Raw genomic sequence first — 15,741 nt, forward strand, 5'->3', positions numbered from 1 at the left:
GGCACCTTACTAACGTCGGAGGTGCTCACCAGCTGCCGTCGTCGCGTACCCGGGCGGGGGCACGGCCGAGCAGCAGGGTCACGAGCGCCTCGTCGATGTCCGCGCCGAGGAACCACTCGCCGGCCTGATCCAGTGCGAAGATCCGGCCGTGCTCGTCGACCGCGATGATGCTGTGCTGGTTCTCCGTACCGATCGGGAACAACCGCGCCCCGATTACGGCCGCGAAGTCGGCGAGCGTGTCGGCGGTGTGCGCGACCTGCCGGGGCCGGATGTCGAAACGGGAGATCCACACCTGTTCCCCCGGCCCTCGCCGTGCACCGACCAGGCTTGGGAAGGCGGTAAGGACGGACGTGGCGGCGGAAAAGGCTATGTGCTCGTGGGCCTTGGCACGCACAGCGCTTACGTCGCGGATGGCTGACATCGCGACGACCTCGTCGCCGAAATGTGGTCGCCAGCCAGCGGCGACGAGGGCGTGAGCAACCTCTGGCGGAAACCGGCCGGGGGACGGATCGGGTGCGGGATCGGGATACCACGCAACCGTGTACGCCCGGTCGGACCACGGCAACAGGCTGAAGTCCACCAGCATGTCGAGGCATGAGTCGCAGGGCCGCTCGGCTGGCCCGCCGTTCGGATCATCGGGCTCGCGGACTCGGAACACCTCTATTCGAGCGGACCTCAGCAGGTCTCTTGCGTCGCCCATGCCCATCGGGGCGATGCCTTCGGCAGCGCGGCGGTGGTCGTACTCGTGCAGGACGTCGGAGACGACGACGAGTTCGGCGTGGCGGTCGCCACCACGGACCAGGTGCCCGTCCGGCAGCCGGTCGAGGTACGCGCGGACCAGCGGATGGTGGTTGAGCTGTACGTCGCCCTTCGCGCCCTGCGCGGTGAAGATGCGGCCCTCGATGGTCAGGTGTGCCGCCGTGGCCGGAGTGGGCAGTCGACGAATCTCCCGCAGCAGCTGGCTGGCCGGATCCAGAGTGCGGGGGACCGGAGGCCCGGTGGGTCGACTGCGCCGGAAAAGTTGCTCGACCACATCGGGCGGAACCCGGGGCCAGGTGGTCACCTCACCGGTTGCCTTGTCGACCACAGTGGTCGGCAGGTCGCCGGGTAGTGACTTGACCTGTGTGGACACCGTCGAGGTGATCACGTAGCCGAGGTCGAACTCCGTGACCATGGGACGGCATTCGTGACCCAGGCGCTGTGAGTCGCGGCGGGCCCATACCGCTGCGATCTGCTCGGCCTGTTCGCGGTCAATCACACCGCGAACCTACCGGACAACGCGAATACGTGGCAGCCGGTATGGTTCGGCTTACCTACGGTGACGAGAGGGATGGCGTTGACCGACAGCGTGAACCGTGATGCCAATCGTGCCCTCCGGGCCCGTTTCGACGAGGTGTACGGGCAGTACCAGCAGCTGCGGTCCGGCTTGGACGAGTTGCAGGCCAGGCTCGCCGAGCTGCGGGTGACGCAGCGCTCCGCCGACGGCCAGGTGACCGCGACCGTCGGCGCCCAAGGTGAGCTGATCTCGGTGGAGTTGAACCCGTCGGTCTACCGCGACCGCGATGCCGAGGCGCTGAGTGCGAAGATCACCGCCACGGTACGGCGGGCCGCCGTCGCCGCGACAGCGGCCACCCAGGAACTTGTGAGCAGCTACCTGCCGCTTCAGTCCGGGACAGCCGATTTCCTGCGTACCGGCGACTTCGGCACCCTGCTCGGCCGCGCGGACACCGTGTTGGGTCGGAGTGAGTGATGGCGGAGCTGTGGCTCGATCCGGCCCGTGCCCGGCGCGGCGGTGCGGACCTGACCCGCGCAGGCGAGGCGGTTACCGGGCGACACGCCCAAGCCGGTGCCGCGATAGCGACGGCCAGCGCCCGACGGCCGTGGGGACGTGACGACATCGGCGCGGCGTTCGAGCAGCAGTACCGCGGCTACGAGGAGATGGTGCTGCGGATCTGGGCCGGTGTCGGCCGGCGGCTGGCCGACTTGGGCGTCGACGTGGTCCGCTCGGTCGAGGCCAACCAGCAGACCGATGCGGTCAGCGCTGCCCGGTTCGACCGGGTGTCCGACCCGCGCCCCCGGCACTGAACCGGACCGGGAGATCAGCGATGACGGTGTTGCCGAGCCCGATTCCGCACCCGTTGGACTATGCACCGTGGGACCTGCCCGGCTGGATCTACGAGGCTCTTGACTGGGTGGTCGGCATGGAGTGGCCGGAGGGCGACGAGCGCGCAGTCTGGGACCTGGCCGACCAGTGGTACGCCGTGGCCGGAATTCTCGCCGGCCCGCAGGCGGAGGCGGGCACCGCCGCCACCGAGGTCCACCAGGGCTACGGCGCCGTCGGCGCGGTCGCGACCGCGTTCGGCGGCGCGTGGCGGCAGTTGGCGGACGGCGAGGAGGCCCCGCTGCCGGTGCTGCTCGCGATCAGCCACGACCTCGGACGGGTGGTGGAGGAGTGCGGGTGCGACATCGAAGGAGCCAAGCTCGAAGTCTGGATCGAGTTGGGCATCCTGGTGATCGAGTTGCTGGCCCTGGCGGTGGCGGCGGTGCTCACCGCCGGGGCTGCCTCGCCGGCTGCCGCCGGGTTGATCGCCGCGACCCGGTTCCTGGTTCAACAGATCTTCCGGCGTCTACTGGCCCAACTGGCTCGTAAGTCCCTCAGGCAGGGCCTCAAGGAGGTCGGCGAGCGCGCGGCCAAGCAGGTGACCGCGAGCGGTGCGCGTGGCCTGGCCCGCCACTCCGCACGGGAAGGGTTGACGGAGGCGGCGCAGGAGGCCGGGGTCAACCTGGCCACCCAGGCGTACCAGCACAGCACCGGCCGCCGGCACGAACTGGACGTCACCGACCTGGGGACCAACGCGATCGGCGGCCTGGCCGGTGGGGCGGCGGCACCACTGGCCGGTCTCGGTCGACACGCCACCGGTCGGGGCGCACGGATGGCCGAACACCTGGGTCGGGAGATGACCGGCGAAGTGATCGCCGACCAGGCGGCGCGCCTCGCCACCGGGCAAGGGCTGACGTCACTGGAGGATGCTGCCCGGGCGGCCGCTTCGGGCGCCCGGGGCTCGGCCACCGCCCAGGCCGACCACGCCTTGCAGGACCGGCTCGACGGCCAGTTGACCGCCCTGTCCGGTCCGACTCTTGCGCCGCCGGTCCTGCCCGGGCCTGCTGTCCCGTCTCCTGCTGCGCCGATCGGCCCGGCGCTACCGCTTGGCAGCGGGGCGTCGACGCATCCAGCGCCCGCCGTCGACGCAGTGATCCCTCCCCAGCGGACCTCGATCGAACCGCTCCCCGTCGGGCCGGTCGGCCCCACCCCGCTGGCTGACGGGCCGGCCGTGTCCCTGCCGACTGCTGACGGCGTGGGCCCGGTCGACCCCGTCGAGCCGCGTCGGGACGGCGGGCAGCCGGATCTCGTCGGCTCCGACCTGGGCGGAACCTCGAACCGCTCGACCGAGTCGGGTCAGCCTCCGGAGCCGGACCAGCCGAGCCGTGAGGTTCCGAACGGCGAGCAACGACGGGTGGACGGGGAACCGACAGTGCCTCCTGCTGTCAGCCCGGCGGCGGCAGCCGTGTCAGACGGCCCGGCCCTCACACCGGGCCCGACCTTGTCCACCGTCGGCCTGCAAACGACCGCGCCGATGCCCGCCCCGGTTGTCGCCACCGGTCTGGAAGTTCCGGGGCCGGGCGGTACGGCCGTCTCGACCGGCGCGGCGACCGGTCCGGTAGCGACGGCTGGAGGCTCGTCGACGGTGGGTGTGTCGGGCGTGGCCGGGCCAGGGGTGAGCCCAGTGCCGGGCAGGCCGATGGCGACGAAGCCGGAGACAGGACCGTCCATCGGCGTACCGGCGCGGCCGGAGCCGTCGCCCGCGCCCCGCTCCGCGCTGGTCGATGCGCTAACGCCGACCTCCCTGACGGGGAGCACTGCGGAGCACACCACTCTGCCGACCGGCCCGCCCAGGCCCCCGGATCGTGATCGCGATCGGCGGGCCGCCGATTACGACGCTCTCGAACGGCGTCGCTACCAGGGCTACTACGAGTCGCAGCGGACATGGTTCGAGGAGAAGCGCCGCCTTGACGAGACGGCACGACTGGGAACCCAGGCTGAGGAGCACTATCAGCGTGCTGGCGACTTCGCCGCGTACGCACGTCAGCTTCACCAGACGGGCCACCGTAGCGTGTCAGCGGACTGGCAACGGGCTGCGAATGCCGAGACCCGCGCGTACGGACGGTGCTTGGATCTGGCCGATGCGGTGGCGTCGGGTGCGGTTGTGCCCGACGTGGTCGCCGTCGACCGGTTGGAGGACTTCCACCGGATCAACGACGATGTCGGTGATCTCGCCCCCGGTGCTATCGGCACCGGCGACCGGTCTGCCCTGACCGGCGACGATCATCCGCCGCCGATCGACCGATCCCGCCGCTACGGTGAGCCGGGTGGGCTCCGCCCGCCCCTGGCCCTGCACCAACTGGACGTGGAACGGCAACTGCCCCGGGACGAGGCCGGCAATGTGGTGCGGACGGCCGATCCTCGGGTCGGGGACTGGTTCGGGCTGATGAACGACGGCGGGCCCCGCGCGGATCCGACCCGAGGCATCAACTGTCTGGACTGCACCCTGTCGCTCTACGACACCTGGGTACACGGTCGTCCCCGGGTCTCGGCGCCGCGCACCTTCGACGCGTACCAGGCCGGTGACGTGACCCGACCGCTCAACGGTGAGCAGGACGGTACCGGGCGGGTCGAGGACGTCACCGGGGGCCGCTTCCAGCGGCTCTGCGACGGCGACGCGAGCACGCCGGCCGAACTGCAATGGGCGCTGGACACCGGCTACCGGAACCTGCGCGACCAACTGGTGCTGGGTGGCCACGGCAGTTTCGCCTTCGTCGTCAACCATCTGGAGCGGGGCGGCGCGCACATCTGGGTGGCGTTGAACCAGAACGGCACGGTGCTCTACGTCGATCCGCAGGTCGGGCTGGTCAGCGACCAACCGCTGTACCGGCACCACGGGGCCGCGTACCCGTTCAACGCGGTCGACGCGGACGTGCTGGTGCTCGACGGCGGTGCCCAGCCGATGCCGTTGAGCGGGTTACGCCGGGGCATCTACAGCCAGCGACCGGATCTGCCGGGCTATCCGCCCGCCGAGGAGCATCAGGGGTACGGCGAGCCGTACCTCAACCGTGTGCACCTGCTCGGCGGTGCCGGATAGCGGCCGGCACCGGCCCGACCAACGTGGGCCGGATTGCGGGCGCGGTCGGAATTGACTTGCCCATGCTGCCACGACCGGCCATGGTCGGCGCGATGTGCAACTGCCCGCTCGACGTGGCGGGTCGCACATCCGGGATGCTCGATGATGAGCCGAGGGTGGGCTCCGGTAGTAGCCTGACCGGCGATTCCCCGACCGGGGGAGGAACGGTGGGAGCTCATGTCGGTACGTCGCCGCGCGGCGCGGCTCGCGACAGTCTGCGTGTTCCTCGGCGGGCTGGTGATGCTCGGTGGTGCGCCGGCACAAGCTGACGAGGACCGGGTGCGGGTGCGGTCGGCCGGCAGCTTCACCGCGGGCCGTTCGGCCGGGGACGTCCGGCTGGAGGTGCGCAAACGTACCGACGGCTGTGTGCGGGTGCGCGGCGCGCTGGGGCTGAGTCTGCCCGGGATCCGGCCGGAGCAGGTCGCCGTCCAGATGGAGGTCGACCGCCGATGGGTGTCCGTGCCGGTCTCCGGCGCTGACGGGCTGGTGACCACCGCGCCGGTCGCCCCGGCCAAGGACGAACTCTGTAAGCGTAAGGGTGTGACGATCCGCTATCGGGTGGCGTTCGGCGCCGACGCGCCCGGCGGTCGGCTGGTCGTGACGGGCGAGGCGGTCACGGCGCGGGGTGTCGTGCTGGGTCGGGCCGTGGCGGAGTCCCGGGTGGCTGGCGGCCGGGTCGCCCCGTCGCCGTCGCAGTCCCGGTCGCCGTCGCCCAGCCCGACCCCGGACGAGGTGAGTGTGGAGCCGCCGGTGGCCACGCCCACGGTGGCGTTGGCCGCGGACACCGCAGGTGACCTGAGTCAGTCGGCCGAGCAGTCCGGCGGCGTCTCGCCGGTGATGTATGCCGGCATCGCGATGGTCGCTGCCGGGGCCCTGCTCATCGGGCTGCTGGTGCACCGTTCGCGCAAGGATCGGCGGCGGCGTGGCGAGCCGGTCGACGTGCCGCTGGGTAATCCGGGCGGCACCACCTACCGTTCCGCCCGTTCTCCCAGGCCGACATCGCCCGGCCCGGAGGTGGTGCCGCCGGCCGCACCCGGTCAGGTGTACGGGACGGGTCGGCCGCCCACGCCCCGCGTCTACGGGGGCCCGCCGGCCGCCCGGCCGACCGGCGGCCTGTACGGTGCCCGATCGGCCGGTTCGGGCGAACAGACCCGGGCGATGCCGACCGAGGCTTCCGGCGGGTCTGCCGCCGTACCGCCGAGCACTGCTCCACCCGGCCCCGGCGTGCCGTCGCAACGGCAGGACCCGGCCGCCGGAGAGGATGGCGAGCCGAGGTACGGGGGCGGGCTCCCCGGCTGAGCCGGGGTGGGGACCGTCCCTCCGATACGCTCAGCTTTGTTGACGGACTGCAGTCGAGGAGTGGAACCGGTGTCTGATCTGTCCCAGATCGTCAAGGCGTACGACGTCCGTGGGACGGTGCCGCAGCAGTGGGACGAGGAGGTGGCCGCCGCCCTGGGCTCAGCCTTCGCGCAGATGCTCGACGCGACCGGCGAGGCCGGAAAGGCCGTCCTGATCGGGCACGACATGCGGGCCTCCGGTCCGGGGCTGGCCGCGGCCTTCGCCACCGGCGTACGCGCCGAGGGACGTCCGGTCGTCGAGATCGGGCTCGCCTCGACCGACATGATCTACTACGCCTCCGGTTCGCTGGATCTGCCCGGCGCGATGTTCACGGCCAGTCACAATCCAGCGCAGTACAACGGCATCAAGATGTGCCACGCGGGCGCCCGTCCGGTCGGACAGGACACCGGGCTGGCCGAGATCCGTGAGCGGGCACAGGCCCTGCTCGACAAGGCCGAGCCGGTCGGCGAGCCGATCGCGCCGGTGCACCGGCGGGACCTGCTGGCCGACTACGCGGCACACCTGCGGACCTTGGTGGACCTGTCCGGCATCCGGCCGTTGACCGTGGTGGTGGATGCGGGTAACGGCATGGCCGGGCACACCGTGCCCAGTGTGCTCGGCGACGCCGCGCTGTCGGCCCTGCCGTTGCGGATCGTGCCGATGTACTTCGAGTTGGACGGCACGTTCCCCAACCACGAGGCCAACCCGCTGGATCCGGCCAACCTGGTCGATCTGCAACGCGCGGTGGTGGCGCACGGGGCGGACATCGGCCTGGCGTTCGACGGGGACGCCGACCGCTGCTTCGTGATCGACGAGCGTGGCGAACCGGTTTCGCCGTCGGCGATCACCGCGCTGGTCGCGGCCCGGGAGTTGGCCAAGCACCCCGGCTCGACGGTGATCCACAACCTGATCACCTCGCAGGCGGTGCCGGAGATCATCAGCGAACACGGGGGCAAGCCGGTGGTGGCCCGGGTGGGGCACTCGTTCATCAAGGCGGAGATGGCGCGCACCAACGCGATCTTCGGTGGCGAGCACTCCGCCCACTACTACTTCCGGGACTTCTGGTTCGCGGACACCGGCATGCTGGCCGCGATGCACACCCTGGCCGCGCTCGGCGAGCAGCCGCAGCCGCTGTCAGCGCTGGCCGCCGAGTACGAACGGTACGTCGCCTCCGGTGAGATCAACTCCACGGTGGCGGATCAGGCGGCCAAGGTCGCCGAGGTGCGGGCCGCCTATCCGGATGCCGAGGCCGACGAACTGGACGGACTCACCCTGCGCTTCCCGGACGGAGCGTGGTTCAACCTGCGGGCCTCGAACACCGAGCCGTTGCTGCGGCTCAATGTCGAGGCGCCCACCGTGCAGCGGATGACCTCGCTGCGCGACGACGTGCTCGACCGGGTACGCCGATAAGATCCCTCGCGCCGTTCGGTGCCGCCGATCGGTGAAACCGCATACGTGGAAGGAGCCGCACCGTGGCCCTCGACCCGCAGTTGCTGGAAATCCTCGCCTGCCCGGACACCCACCATGCCCCGCTCGCCTACGACGCGCAGGCACAGACGCTGACCTGCACCGAGTGCGGCCGGATCTTCGAGGTCCGCGACGACGTCCCGGTGCTGCTGCTGGACGAGGCGCGCGGCCCCGCGGAGCGGTCGTGATCGACGGAACGGCCGGAGTCAGCGGCCACCGCGACGCCGACGAACAACTGCTCGACGACCCACGGGCGTTGGCCGAGCGAGACCCGGGCGGCATGCTGCGGCACACCGCCTCGGCCGGCGCGCAGGTCCGCGAGTCCGCCGCGCTGGCCGCCGAGGCGAACCTGTCCGTGCTCGCCGGCGAGGGCCGTCCGAGGGCGGTCGTGATCGCCGGCATCGGCACCGCCGGACGTACCGGTGACGTGCTGGCCACGGTCGCCGGGCCGCGTTGTCCGGTGCCGGTCATCCCGCACCGCAGCGCGGGGGTGCCGGGCTGGGTCGGCGCGGCCGATGTGGTGATCGCGGTGAGCGCCTCCGGTCGCAGTCCCGAAGCGCTCGGCGCAGCCGAGGCGGCGCACCGGCGGGGTGCCCGCCTGGTGGCCGTGGGCCCCGCCGACTCGCAGTTGCATTCGGTGGCCGAGCGGGCTCGTGCCCCGTTCATCCCGGTGCCCCGCAGGGCGCCGGCCCGGGCCAGCCTCTGGGGACTCACCGTGCCGGTGTTGCTCGCTGCCCGGGCGCTCGGCCTGGTGAAGGTCAACGAGGCGGACCTCGCCGAGACGGCGGCCCGGCTGGACGCCGACGCCGACCGCTGCCGGCCTACCGCGGAGTCCTTCGTCAACCCGGCGAAGTCGCTCGCCCTGGGCCTGGCCGGCTCCATCCCGATCGTGTGGGGTTCGTCGCCGCTGGCCTCGGTCGCGGCTCGCCGATTCGGCGACACCCTGTCGGCCAACGCCCGCTACCCGGTGGTCACCGGGGCGCTCGGCGAGGCGGGCCGGGGGCGGGTCGGCCTGCTCGACGGCGTCTTCGGTGGTCTCGCGGAGGGTGAGCGGGACATCTTCGCCGATCCGGAAGACTCGGCGGACGACGGCACCCGGTTGCGGCTGGTGCTGCTGCGCGACGGCGGCCTGAACGCCGAGGACGACGCCGACGAGCCCCTCGCGGTCGAGGAACGGCGCGCCGACGCGGTGCAGACCCTCGCCGAGCGGCGGGGCGTACGGTGCGACGTGGTGACCGCCGAGGGTGGTTCGGCGCTGGAACGGCTGGCCTCCCTCGTGGCGGTGCCGGACTTCGCGTCGATCTACCTGGCGCTGGCACACGGCCTGGATCCGATGGCGGTGCCGGCGATCACGGAGATGAAGGAGTTGGCCAACCAGTGACCGGCGGAGCGGGGGCATGAGCGCCGGGGGCGGCACCAAGGCGATCGTCGCCGCGTTGCTGGCCAATTTCGGCATCGCGGTGACGAAGTTCGTGGCGTACCTGCTGACGATGTCGTCGTCGATGCTGGCCGAGTCGATCCACTCTGTCGCCGACACGGGCAACCAGGCGTTGCTGCTGCTCGGCGGTAAGCGGGCCCGGCGGGCGGCCACCGCGCAACATCCCTTCGGCTACGGCCGGGAGCGCTACGTCTACGCGTTCATCGTCGCGATCGTGCTGTTCAGTCTGGGCGGGGTGTTCGCGCTCTACGAGGCGTGGCACAAGTGGTCCGATCCGCACGGCATCACCAGTTGGCAGTGGGTGCCGGTGACCGTGCTGCTGGTGGCGATCCTGCTGGAGTCGTTCTCCTTCCGTACCGCGATCAAGGAGTCCAACCTGGTCCGGGGCCGCCAGTCCTGGGCCAGGTTCATCCGCCGGTCCAAGGCGCCGGAGTTGCCGGTGGTGCTGCTGGAGGACTTCGGTGCCCTGGTCGGTCTGCTCTTCGCGCTGTTCGGCGTGGGGATGACCCTGGCCACCGGCGACGGCCGGTGGGACGCGGCGGGCACGGCGATGATCGGCGTGCTGCTGGTCACGATCGCGATCGTGCTCGCGCTGGAGACCAAGAGCCTGCTGCTCGGGGAGGGCGCCGAGCCGGCGGAGATCGCAGCCATCGAACAGGCGGTCACCGCCGGGCCGGAGGTCGAGCGGATCATCCACATGAAGACGCTGTACCTCGGCCCGGAGGAACTGATGGTGGCCGCGAAGATCGCGGTGCCGCGCTGCGAGACCGCCCAGGAACTGGCGCGTGACATCGATGCGGTGGAGGCGCGGATCCGGGCGGCGCTGCCGATCGCCCGGGTGATCTATCTGGAACCGGACATCTACCGGGAGCAGGCCGGGCCGGCGGAGGCGCCCGGTCGATCGGGGAGCTGACCGGTGGAACTGCTGTACGGGCCGATCAAGGACTACGCGTGGGGGTCCCGCTGCGCCATCGCCGAGTTGCAGGGGCGTCCGGTGCCCAGCGAGGGTCCGGAGGCCGAGCTGTGGCTGGGAGCGCATCCGGGTGCGCCGGCCACCGTCGACCGTGCCGGTGACCGGGTCGCCCTGACCGAGGTGCTCGCCGCCGATCCCGCCGAATGGCTGGGTCAGCGGGTCGTCGACCGGTTCGGAGCGCGGCTGCCGTTCCTGCTCAAGGTGCTGGCCGCAGCGGCCCCGCTGAGTTTGCAGGCCCACCCGGACGCCGAGCAGGCCCGTGCGGGGTACGCCAGAGACGATGCCGGGTGCGACGGGCATCGCAACTATGTCGACCCGTTCCACAAGCCGGAGCTGTTGGTGGCGCTCGGGCCGATGGAGGCCCTGTGCGGGTTCCGGGATCCGGCGATCTCGGCCGAGGTGTTGGCCGGGTTCGGCGTACCGGAGTTGGGGCCGGTGCTCGATGCGCTCGGCGCTGGTCCGGCCGGGCTGGCCGAGGCCGTACGCCTGCTGCTGACCTGGCCGGCGGCGGAGCGCGCGGGGCTGGTGGCGGCCGTGCGGACGGCGGCGGTGGCCGGGCCCGACGCGGAGTTGGTAGCGCTGTTGGCCGAGGCGTATCCGGCCGATCCGGGGGTGGTGGTCGCGTTGCTGCTCAACCGGGTGCGGTTGGCCCCGGGCGAGGCCATCTGGATGCCGGCCGGGAACCTGCACGCCTACCTGCGCGGCACCGGTGTGGAGGTGATGGCGGCCAGTGACAACGTGTTGCGTGGTGGGCTGACCCGCAAACACGTGGACGTGGCCGAGCTGCTCCGGGTGCTCCGCTTCGAGGTGCTCGATCAGCCGGTGGTGGCGCCCCAGCCGGTCGCGGACGGGATGGTGACCTGGCCGATCCCGGTGCCGGACTTCGCGTTGCACCGGGTGACGGTGAAGCAGCAGCGGCCCGAGGTCACCCTGACGGTGCCGGGGCCGTGGGTGGTGCTGTGCACGTCCGGGCGGGTCGACGTCGCCGACGTCGCCGCTTCGGTGACGCTCGTCTCGGGGCGGGCTGCGGTGGGCGCGGCCGCCGGCAAGTCCCTCACGGTCAGCGGGGTGGGTGAGGTGTATGTCGCTTCACCCGGACTCTGCTGACTCATCTGATCACCGTGGCGCGATCAACTGGCGATGACAAGTCCGACTTTCCCGAAATGGCTTGACGCTGTGTGCGCGCAGTGTGACTCTATGGGTGCGCAGCGTTATCGCGACGAAGGTCCGAGAACGCGCGGGGGAACCAAACCGGGGGGATGCACGGGGCGGCTGGGATGGGCGGCACACGTCCATGACTAGTCGCCCCGTGCGCTGTTCGCGGCCACGCCAGCTTTGATCGGCCATACGCGCGTAAGGTGAGAGGTCGCGCAGCACAATCGTCCGACAGGAGCTTTTATGACCAGCACCCTCCCGGCGTCCGCCAGTGGTACGTCGTCCGAAGGCCGGCCGCGCACCCTCGCCGAAGGCGACTACCGGGTGGCGGATCTGTCGCTCGCCGAGTTCGGGCGCAAGGAGATCCGCCTTGCGGAACACGAGATGCCCGGCCTGATGGCGATCCGTCGCGAGTTCGCCGAGGCGCAGCCCCTCGCGGGGGCGCGGATCACCGGTTCGCTGCACATGACGATTCAGACCGCCGTACTGATCGAGACCCTGGTCGCGCTCGGTGCCCAGGTCCGCTGGGCCTCCTGCAACATCTTCTCCACCCAGGACCATGCCGCCGCCGCGATCGTCGTCGGCCCGGACGGCACCCCCGACGCCCCCTCCGGTGTCCCGGTGTACGCCTGGAAGGGCGAGACGCTGGAGGAGTACTGGTGGTGCACCGAGCAGGTGCTCGACTGGCCTGACGGGCAGGGCCCCAACATGATCCTCGACGACGGTGGCGACGCCACCCTGCTCGTCCACAAGGGAGCCGAGTTCGAGAAGGTCGGCGCCGTACCGCCGGTCGAGTCCGCCGACTCCGAGGAGTACGCGGTCATCCTCGGCCTGCTGCACCGCTCGTTGGCCGAGGACGGCCAGCGGTGGACCCGGATCGCCGCCGGCATCAAGGGCGTCACCGAGGAGACCACCACGGGCGTGCACCGCCTCTACGAGATGCACCGCGCCGGCACCCTGCTCTTCCCGGCGATCAACGTCAACGACTCGGTGACCAAGAGCAAGTTCGACAACAAGTACGGCTGCCGTCACTCGCTCATCGACGGCATCAACCGGGCCACCGACGTGCTGATCGGCGGCAAGATGGCGGTCGTGCTCGGCTACGGCGACGTGGGCAAGGGCTGCGCCGAGTCGCTGCGCGGCCAGGGCGCCCGGGTCGTGGTGACCGAGGTGGACCCGATCTGCGCGCTCCAGGCCGCGATGGACGGTTACCAGGTCGCCACCCTCGAAGACGTGGTCGAGATCGCGGACATCTTCATCACCGCGACCGGCTGCTTCGACGTCATCACCAACGAGCACATGGCCCGGATGAAGCACCAGGCCATCGTCGGCAACATCGGCCACTTCGACAACGAGATCGACATGGCCGGCCTGGCCAAGCGCTCGGACGTCACCCGGGAGAACATCAAGCCGCAGGTCGACCTCTGGAAGTTCGACGACGGCCACGCCATCATCGTGCTCTCCGAGGGCCGCCTGCTGAACCTGGGCAACGCCACCGGTCACCCGAGCTTCGTGATGTCGAACTCGTTCGCCAACCAGACGATCGCCCAGATCGAGCTGTACACCAAGACCGAGGAGTACCCGACCGGCGTCTACGTGCTGCCCAAGCACCTGGACGAGAAGGTCGCCCGGCTGCACCTGGCCGCCCTCGGTGCCAAGCTCTCCACGCTGACCAAGGAGCAGGCTGCCTACCTCGGCATCGCCGTCGAGGGCCCGTTCAAGCCGGATCACTACCGCTACTGATCTGGTCGTCGAACCGGGTCGACCCTGCCTCGGGTCGGCCCGGTTCGGCATGTTCAGCTGGGCTGAGGGTTCGCGCGGCGCAGCTCGCGGGTCAATGTGGGCGACTGCGGCGGCCGGGGCGGACCCAGGTCCAGACGCACCAGATCAGCCAGCCCACCGACACCAGCGCCGCCAGGGCGCGTAGCCGTAGTGCGCTGAGCAGCAGCACCACCGCGAGTACCGCCAACCACGGCCCGAAACCTCTCACCACTGCCTCCCCGATGTCCGTTCGACACCGTCGACCGGCGTCACTCGTGCCTCAGTGCCCGGCCGTTGCGTCGGCCTCAACCGGGCAGTCGGCACCGACGGCCGTACCATGACCGATCCGCTCGGCACGGCCTGCCGTGACTCGGCCGGTGCCGGGTCTGGTGCTGCTTCTGGGATCGAGGCTGGCGCGGGATCGAGGGCCGGGGCGGGGTCGAAACCGACGGCCGGCTCGGCCGACAGAAGGGCCACCGTCGGGCCGAGCTGCGGCCACAGCGCGGCGCTCAACCCGCGTTCACCGGCGAGCCGGTGGCGGGCCCGCCGGTGCCGCTCGCCGAGAACGGCGGCCAGGTAGACCGGCTCCGGCAGCCCCGGTGGTGGTGCCGGGGTGATCGTCGCGGCGACCTCCCGCCACAACTGCCGGGCCAGGTCGCTGCGGGCCGGTTCGGCGAACTGGTGGCACCGGCTCAGGTACTGCCGGGTGGCGAGCGCCAGGCCCGGCTCCAGCCGGCTCAGGTCCAGCGTGTACGCCCAGCCGACCAGCACCGGCACGGGGGCCGGCACCGGGCGCCACTTGGCCGCGGTACGGGTGTGCACGACCAGTGTGCCCGCCACCAGGTCACCCAGCCGTCGACCACGGGTGTCGCTGAGCATCACCGTCGTACCGGCGACCCAGGACAACAGCGGCAGCACCAGGCCCGGCCACTCGACGGCGACCCCGACGAGCGCCCGGGTCAGCGACTGGCGCAGTCCCACCGGGGCGCCGTCGTGGCTCACCACCCGTAGCCCGACCGCGGTCTTGCCCGGTGTGCGTCCGTCGTTGAGTCGTTCGAAACACACCGGGTAGCCGACCAGCAGCAGCACGACCCCGACGGTGAGCAGCGCCCGTTCCAGGGCCGCGTCGACCATGCCGTACGGCAGGCTGGCCAGGGCCAGCCCGGCGATCATGACGAGCAGCAGGCCGAACACCAGCTGAAGCAGCACGTCGATCAGCAGCGCGAGCACCCGGGAGCCGATCCGGGCGGCCCGCACGTCCAACTGCACGGCTTCTCCGCTGACCAGACCGGCGTCGCCCCAGGCCGGGGCCGTCCACCGCGCTGCTGTGCTCACCTACGACAGTGAACACTATGATCGCGCGGACGGGGGTGGCTGGCGGTGGATCTCGACGCGTACGTCGCGGAGCACGGCGCCGAATGGCGTCGGCTCAGCCAGCTCTGCGACCGGCGACGCCTCGACGCCGCCGAGGTCGACGAGCTGGTGGCGCTCTACCAACGGGCCACCACCCACCTGTCGGTGCTGCGCAGCCGCTCTCCGGATCCGGCGCTGCTGGGCGAACTCTCCCAGGTGGTGCTCCGGGCCCGTGCCCGGCTGACCGGCCGGTCACGGCCGTCCTGGGCGGCGGTACGAGGCTTCCTGCTGGTCGGCTTCCCGGGGGCGGTCTGGCGGGCGGCCCCGTGGTGGTGCGCGGTGGCGAGTGCCTTCACCCTGCTCACCTTCACGCTCATCGGGTTCGTCGCGGACAACCCGGAGACGGCGGCGGCCTTCATCGGCGACGAGGACGCCGCTCATCTCGTCGAGTCCGGGTTCGCCGGTTACTACACGGAGTTCTCCGCGCCGACGTTCGCCTTCCACCTCTGGACGCACAACGCCTGGCTGGCGGCGAAGTGCCTGGCGGCAGGGGTGCTCATCGTCCCGGTCGGCTACCTGCTCTGGCAGAACGCGGTGAACATCGGAGTGGTCGGCGGGGTGATGATCTCCTACGGTCGGGCGGATGTCTTCTTCGGCCTGATCACCCCGCACGGCCTGCTTGAGCTGACCGGAGTGTTCGTGGCCGCCGGGGTGGGGCTGCGTACCGGCTGGGCGTGGATCGCGCCGCCGGAGCAGCTGACCCGGGGACAGGCGGTGGCCCGGGCGGGACGCGACGCCATCCTGGTCGCCCTCGGCCTGGTCGGGCTGTTCGCGGTCGCCGCGTTGATCGAGGCGTTTGTCACCCCCGCGTCCCTGCCGGCGGCCGTGCGCGTCGCCGTCGGCGCCACCGTGTGGCTCGCCTTCCTGGCCTACGTCGTCAGGCTCGGCTCCCGGGCCAGAGCCGACGCCGTCGACCAGTGACACGCGTCCGGCCGACGACCGGCGGCCGGACCCGGGGG

14 protein-coding genes are annotated in these 15,741 nt (G+C 71.4%); 11 read left to right on the plus strand and 3 right to left on the minus strand.

The window, feature by feature from the left end:
- Positions 1-25: 25 nt before the first annotated feature.
- Positions 26-1,258, minus strand: coding sequence for an SUKH-3 domain-containing protein (locus tag AB0M35_RS01995; protein ID WP_363740406.1), 1,233 nt, complete (start codon positions 1,256-1,258; stop codon positions 26-28).
- Positions 1,259-1,330: 72 nt separating this feature from the next.
- Between AB0M35_RS01995 and AB0M35_RS02000 the strand changes: the two genes are divergently transcribed.
- From AB0M35_RS02000 to ahcY, 10 genes are all read left to right on the plus strand, one after another.
- Positions 1,331-1,750 (plus strand): YbaB/EbfC family nucleoid-associated protein, encoded by a 420-nt coding sequence (locus AB0M35_RS02000; protein WP_363740407.1) that lies wholly within the window; start codon positions 1,331-1,333, stop codon positions 1,748-1,750.
- A complete protein-coding gene (locus AB0M35_RS02005) occupies positions 1,750-2,085 on the plus strand; it encodes a hypothetical protein (RefSeq protein WP_363740408.1) in 336 nt (111 codons plus the stop codon). Before AB0M35_RS02000 ends, AB0M35_RS02005 begins: the two co-directional genes overlap by 1 nt.
- A gap of 20 nt (positions 2,086-2,105) precedes the next feature.
- Positions 2,106-5,198, plus strand: coding sequence for a toxin glutamine deamidase domain-containing protein (locus tag AB0M35_RS02010; RefSeq protein ID WP_363740409.1), 3,093 nt, complete (start codon positions 2,106-2,108; stop codon positions 5,196-5,198).
- A gap of 216 nt (positions 5,199-5,414) precedes the next feature.
- Positions 5,415-6,536, plus strand: a complete 1,122-nt coding sequence (locus AB0M35_RS02015; protein WP_363740410.1) for a hypothetical protein — start codon at positions 5,415-5,417, stop codon at positions 6,534-6,536.
- A gap of 69 nt (positions 6,537-6,605) precedes the next feature.
- Positions 6,606-7,985, plus strand: coding sequence for a phosphomannomutase/phosphoglucomutase (locus AB0M35_RS02020; protein ID WP_363740411.1), 1,380 nt, complete (start codon positions 6,606-6,608; stop codon positions 7,983-7,985).
- A gap of 62 nt (positions 7,986-8,047) precedes the next feature.
- Positions 8,048-8,230, plus strand: a complete 183-nt coding sequence (locus tag AB0M35_RS02025; protein WP_363740412.1) for a Trm112 family protein — start codon at positions 8,048-8,050, stop codon at positions 8,228-8,230.
- Positions 8,227-9,423 carry an SIS domain-containing protein gene (locus AB0M35_RS02030; RefSeq protein WP_363740413.1) on the plus strand — a complete coding sequence of 399 codons (1,197 nt, stop codon included), beginning with the start codon at positions 8,227-8,229 and terminating at the stop codon, positions 9,421-9,423. The genes AB0M35_RS02025 and AB0M35_RS02030 overlap by 4 nt, the downstream gene beginning before the upstream one ends.
- A gap of 16 nt (positions 9,424-9,439) precedes the next feature.
- The gene (locus AB0M35_RS02035) at positions 9,440-10,393 is read left to right on the plus strand and encodes a cation diffusion facilitator family transporter (protein ID WP_363740414.1); all 954 of its coding nucleotides are present in this window, start codon (positions 9,440-9,442) and stop codon (positions 10,391-10,393) included.
- Positions 10,394-10,396: 3 nt separating this feature from the next.
- Positions 10,397-11,560: a mannose-6-phosphate isomerase, class I gene (gene manA, locus AB0M35_RS02040; protein ID WP_363740415.1), complete on the plus strand. Its 1,164-nt coding sequence runs from the start codon at positions 10,397-10,399 to the stop codon at positions 11,558-11,560.
- Positions 11,561-11,851: 291 nt separating this feature from the next.
- The gene (gene ahcY, locus AB0M35_RS02045) at positions 11,852-13,351 is read left to right on the plus strand and encodes an adenosylhomocysteinase (protein ID WP_363740416.1); all 1,500 of its coding nucleotides are present in this window, start codon (positions 11,852-11,854) and stop codon (positions 13,349-13,351) included.
- Positions 13,352-13,442: 91 nt separating this feature from the next.
- Here ahcY and AB0M35_RS02050 read toward each other — a convergent pair whose 3' ends face one another.
- Positions 13,443-13,598 carry a hypothetical protein gene (locus AB0M35_RS02050; RefSeq protein WP_363740417.1) on the minus strand — a complete coding sequence of 52 codons (156 nt, stop codon included), beginning with the start codon at positions 13,596-13,598 and terminating at the stop codon, positions 13,443-13,445.
- Positions 13,595-14,704, minus strand: a complete 1,110-nt coding sequence (locus AB0M35_RS02055) for an RDD family protein (protein ID WP_363740418.1) — start codon at positions 14,702-14,704, stop codon at positions 13,595-13,597. The genes AB0M35_RS02050 and AB0M35_RS02055 overlap by 4 nt, the downstream gene beginning before the upstream one ends.
- A 45-nt stretch (positions 14,705-14,749) precedes the next feature.
- Here AB0M35_RS02055 and AB0M35_RS02060 point away from each other — a divergent pair, with 45 nt between their 5' ends.
- Positions 14,750-15,703, plus strand: a complete 954-nt coding sequence (locus AB0M35_RS02060) for a stage II sporulation protein M (protein ID WP_363740419.1) — start codon at positions 14,750-14,752, stop codon at positions 15,701-15,703.
- The last annotated feature ends 38 nt before the right edge of the window (positions 15,704-15,741 follow it).

Origin of the sequence: Micromonospora sp. NPDC051196 (genome assembly GCF_040682415.1) — a bacterium.
Classification (GTDB): domain Bacteria; phylum Actinomycetota; class Actinomycetes; order Mycobacteriales; family Micromonosporaceae; genus Micromonospora.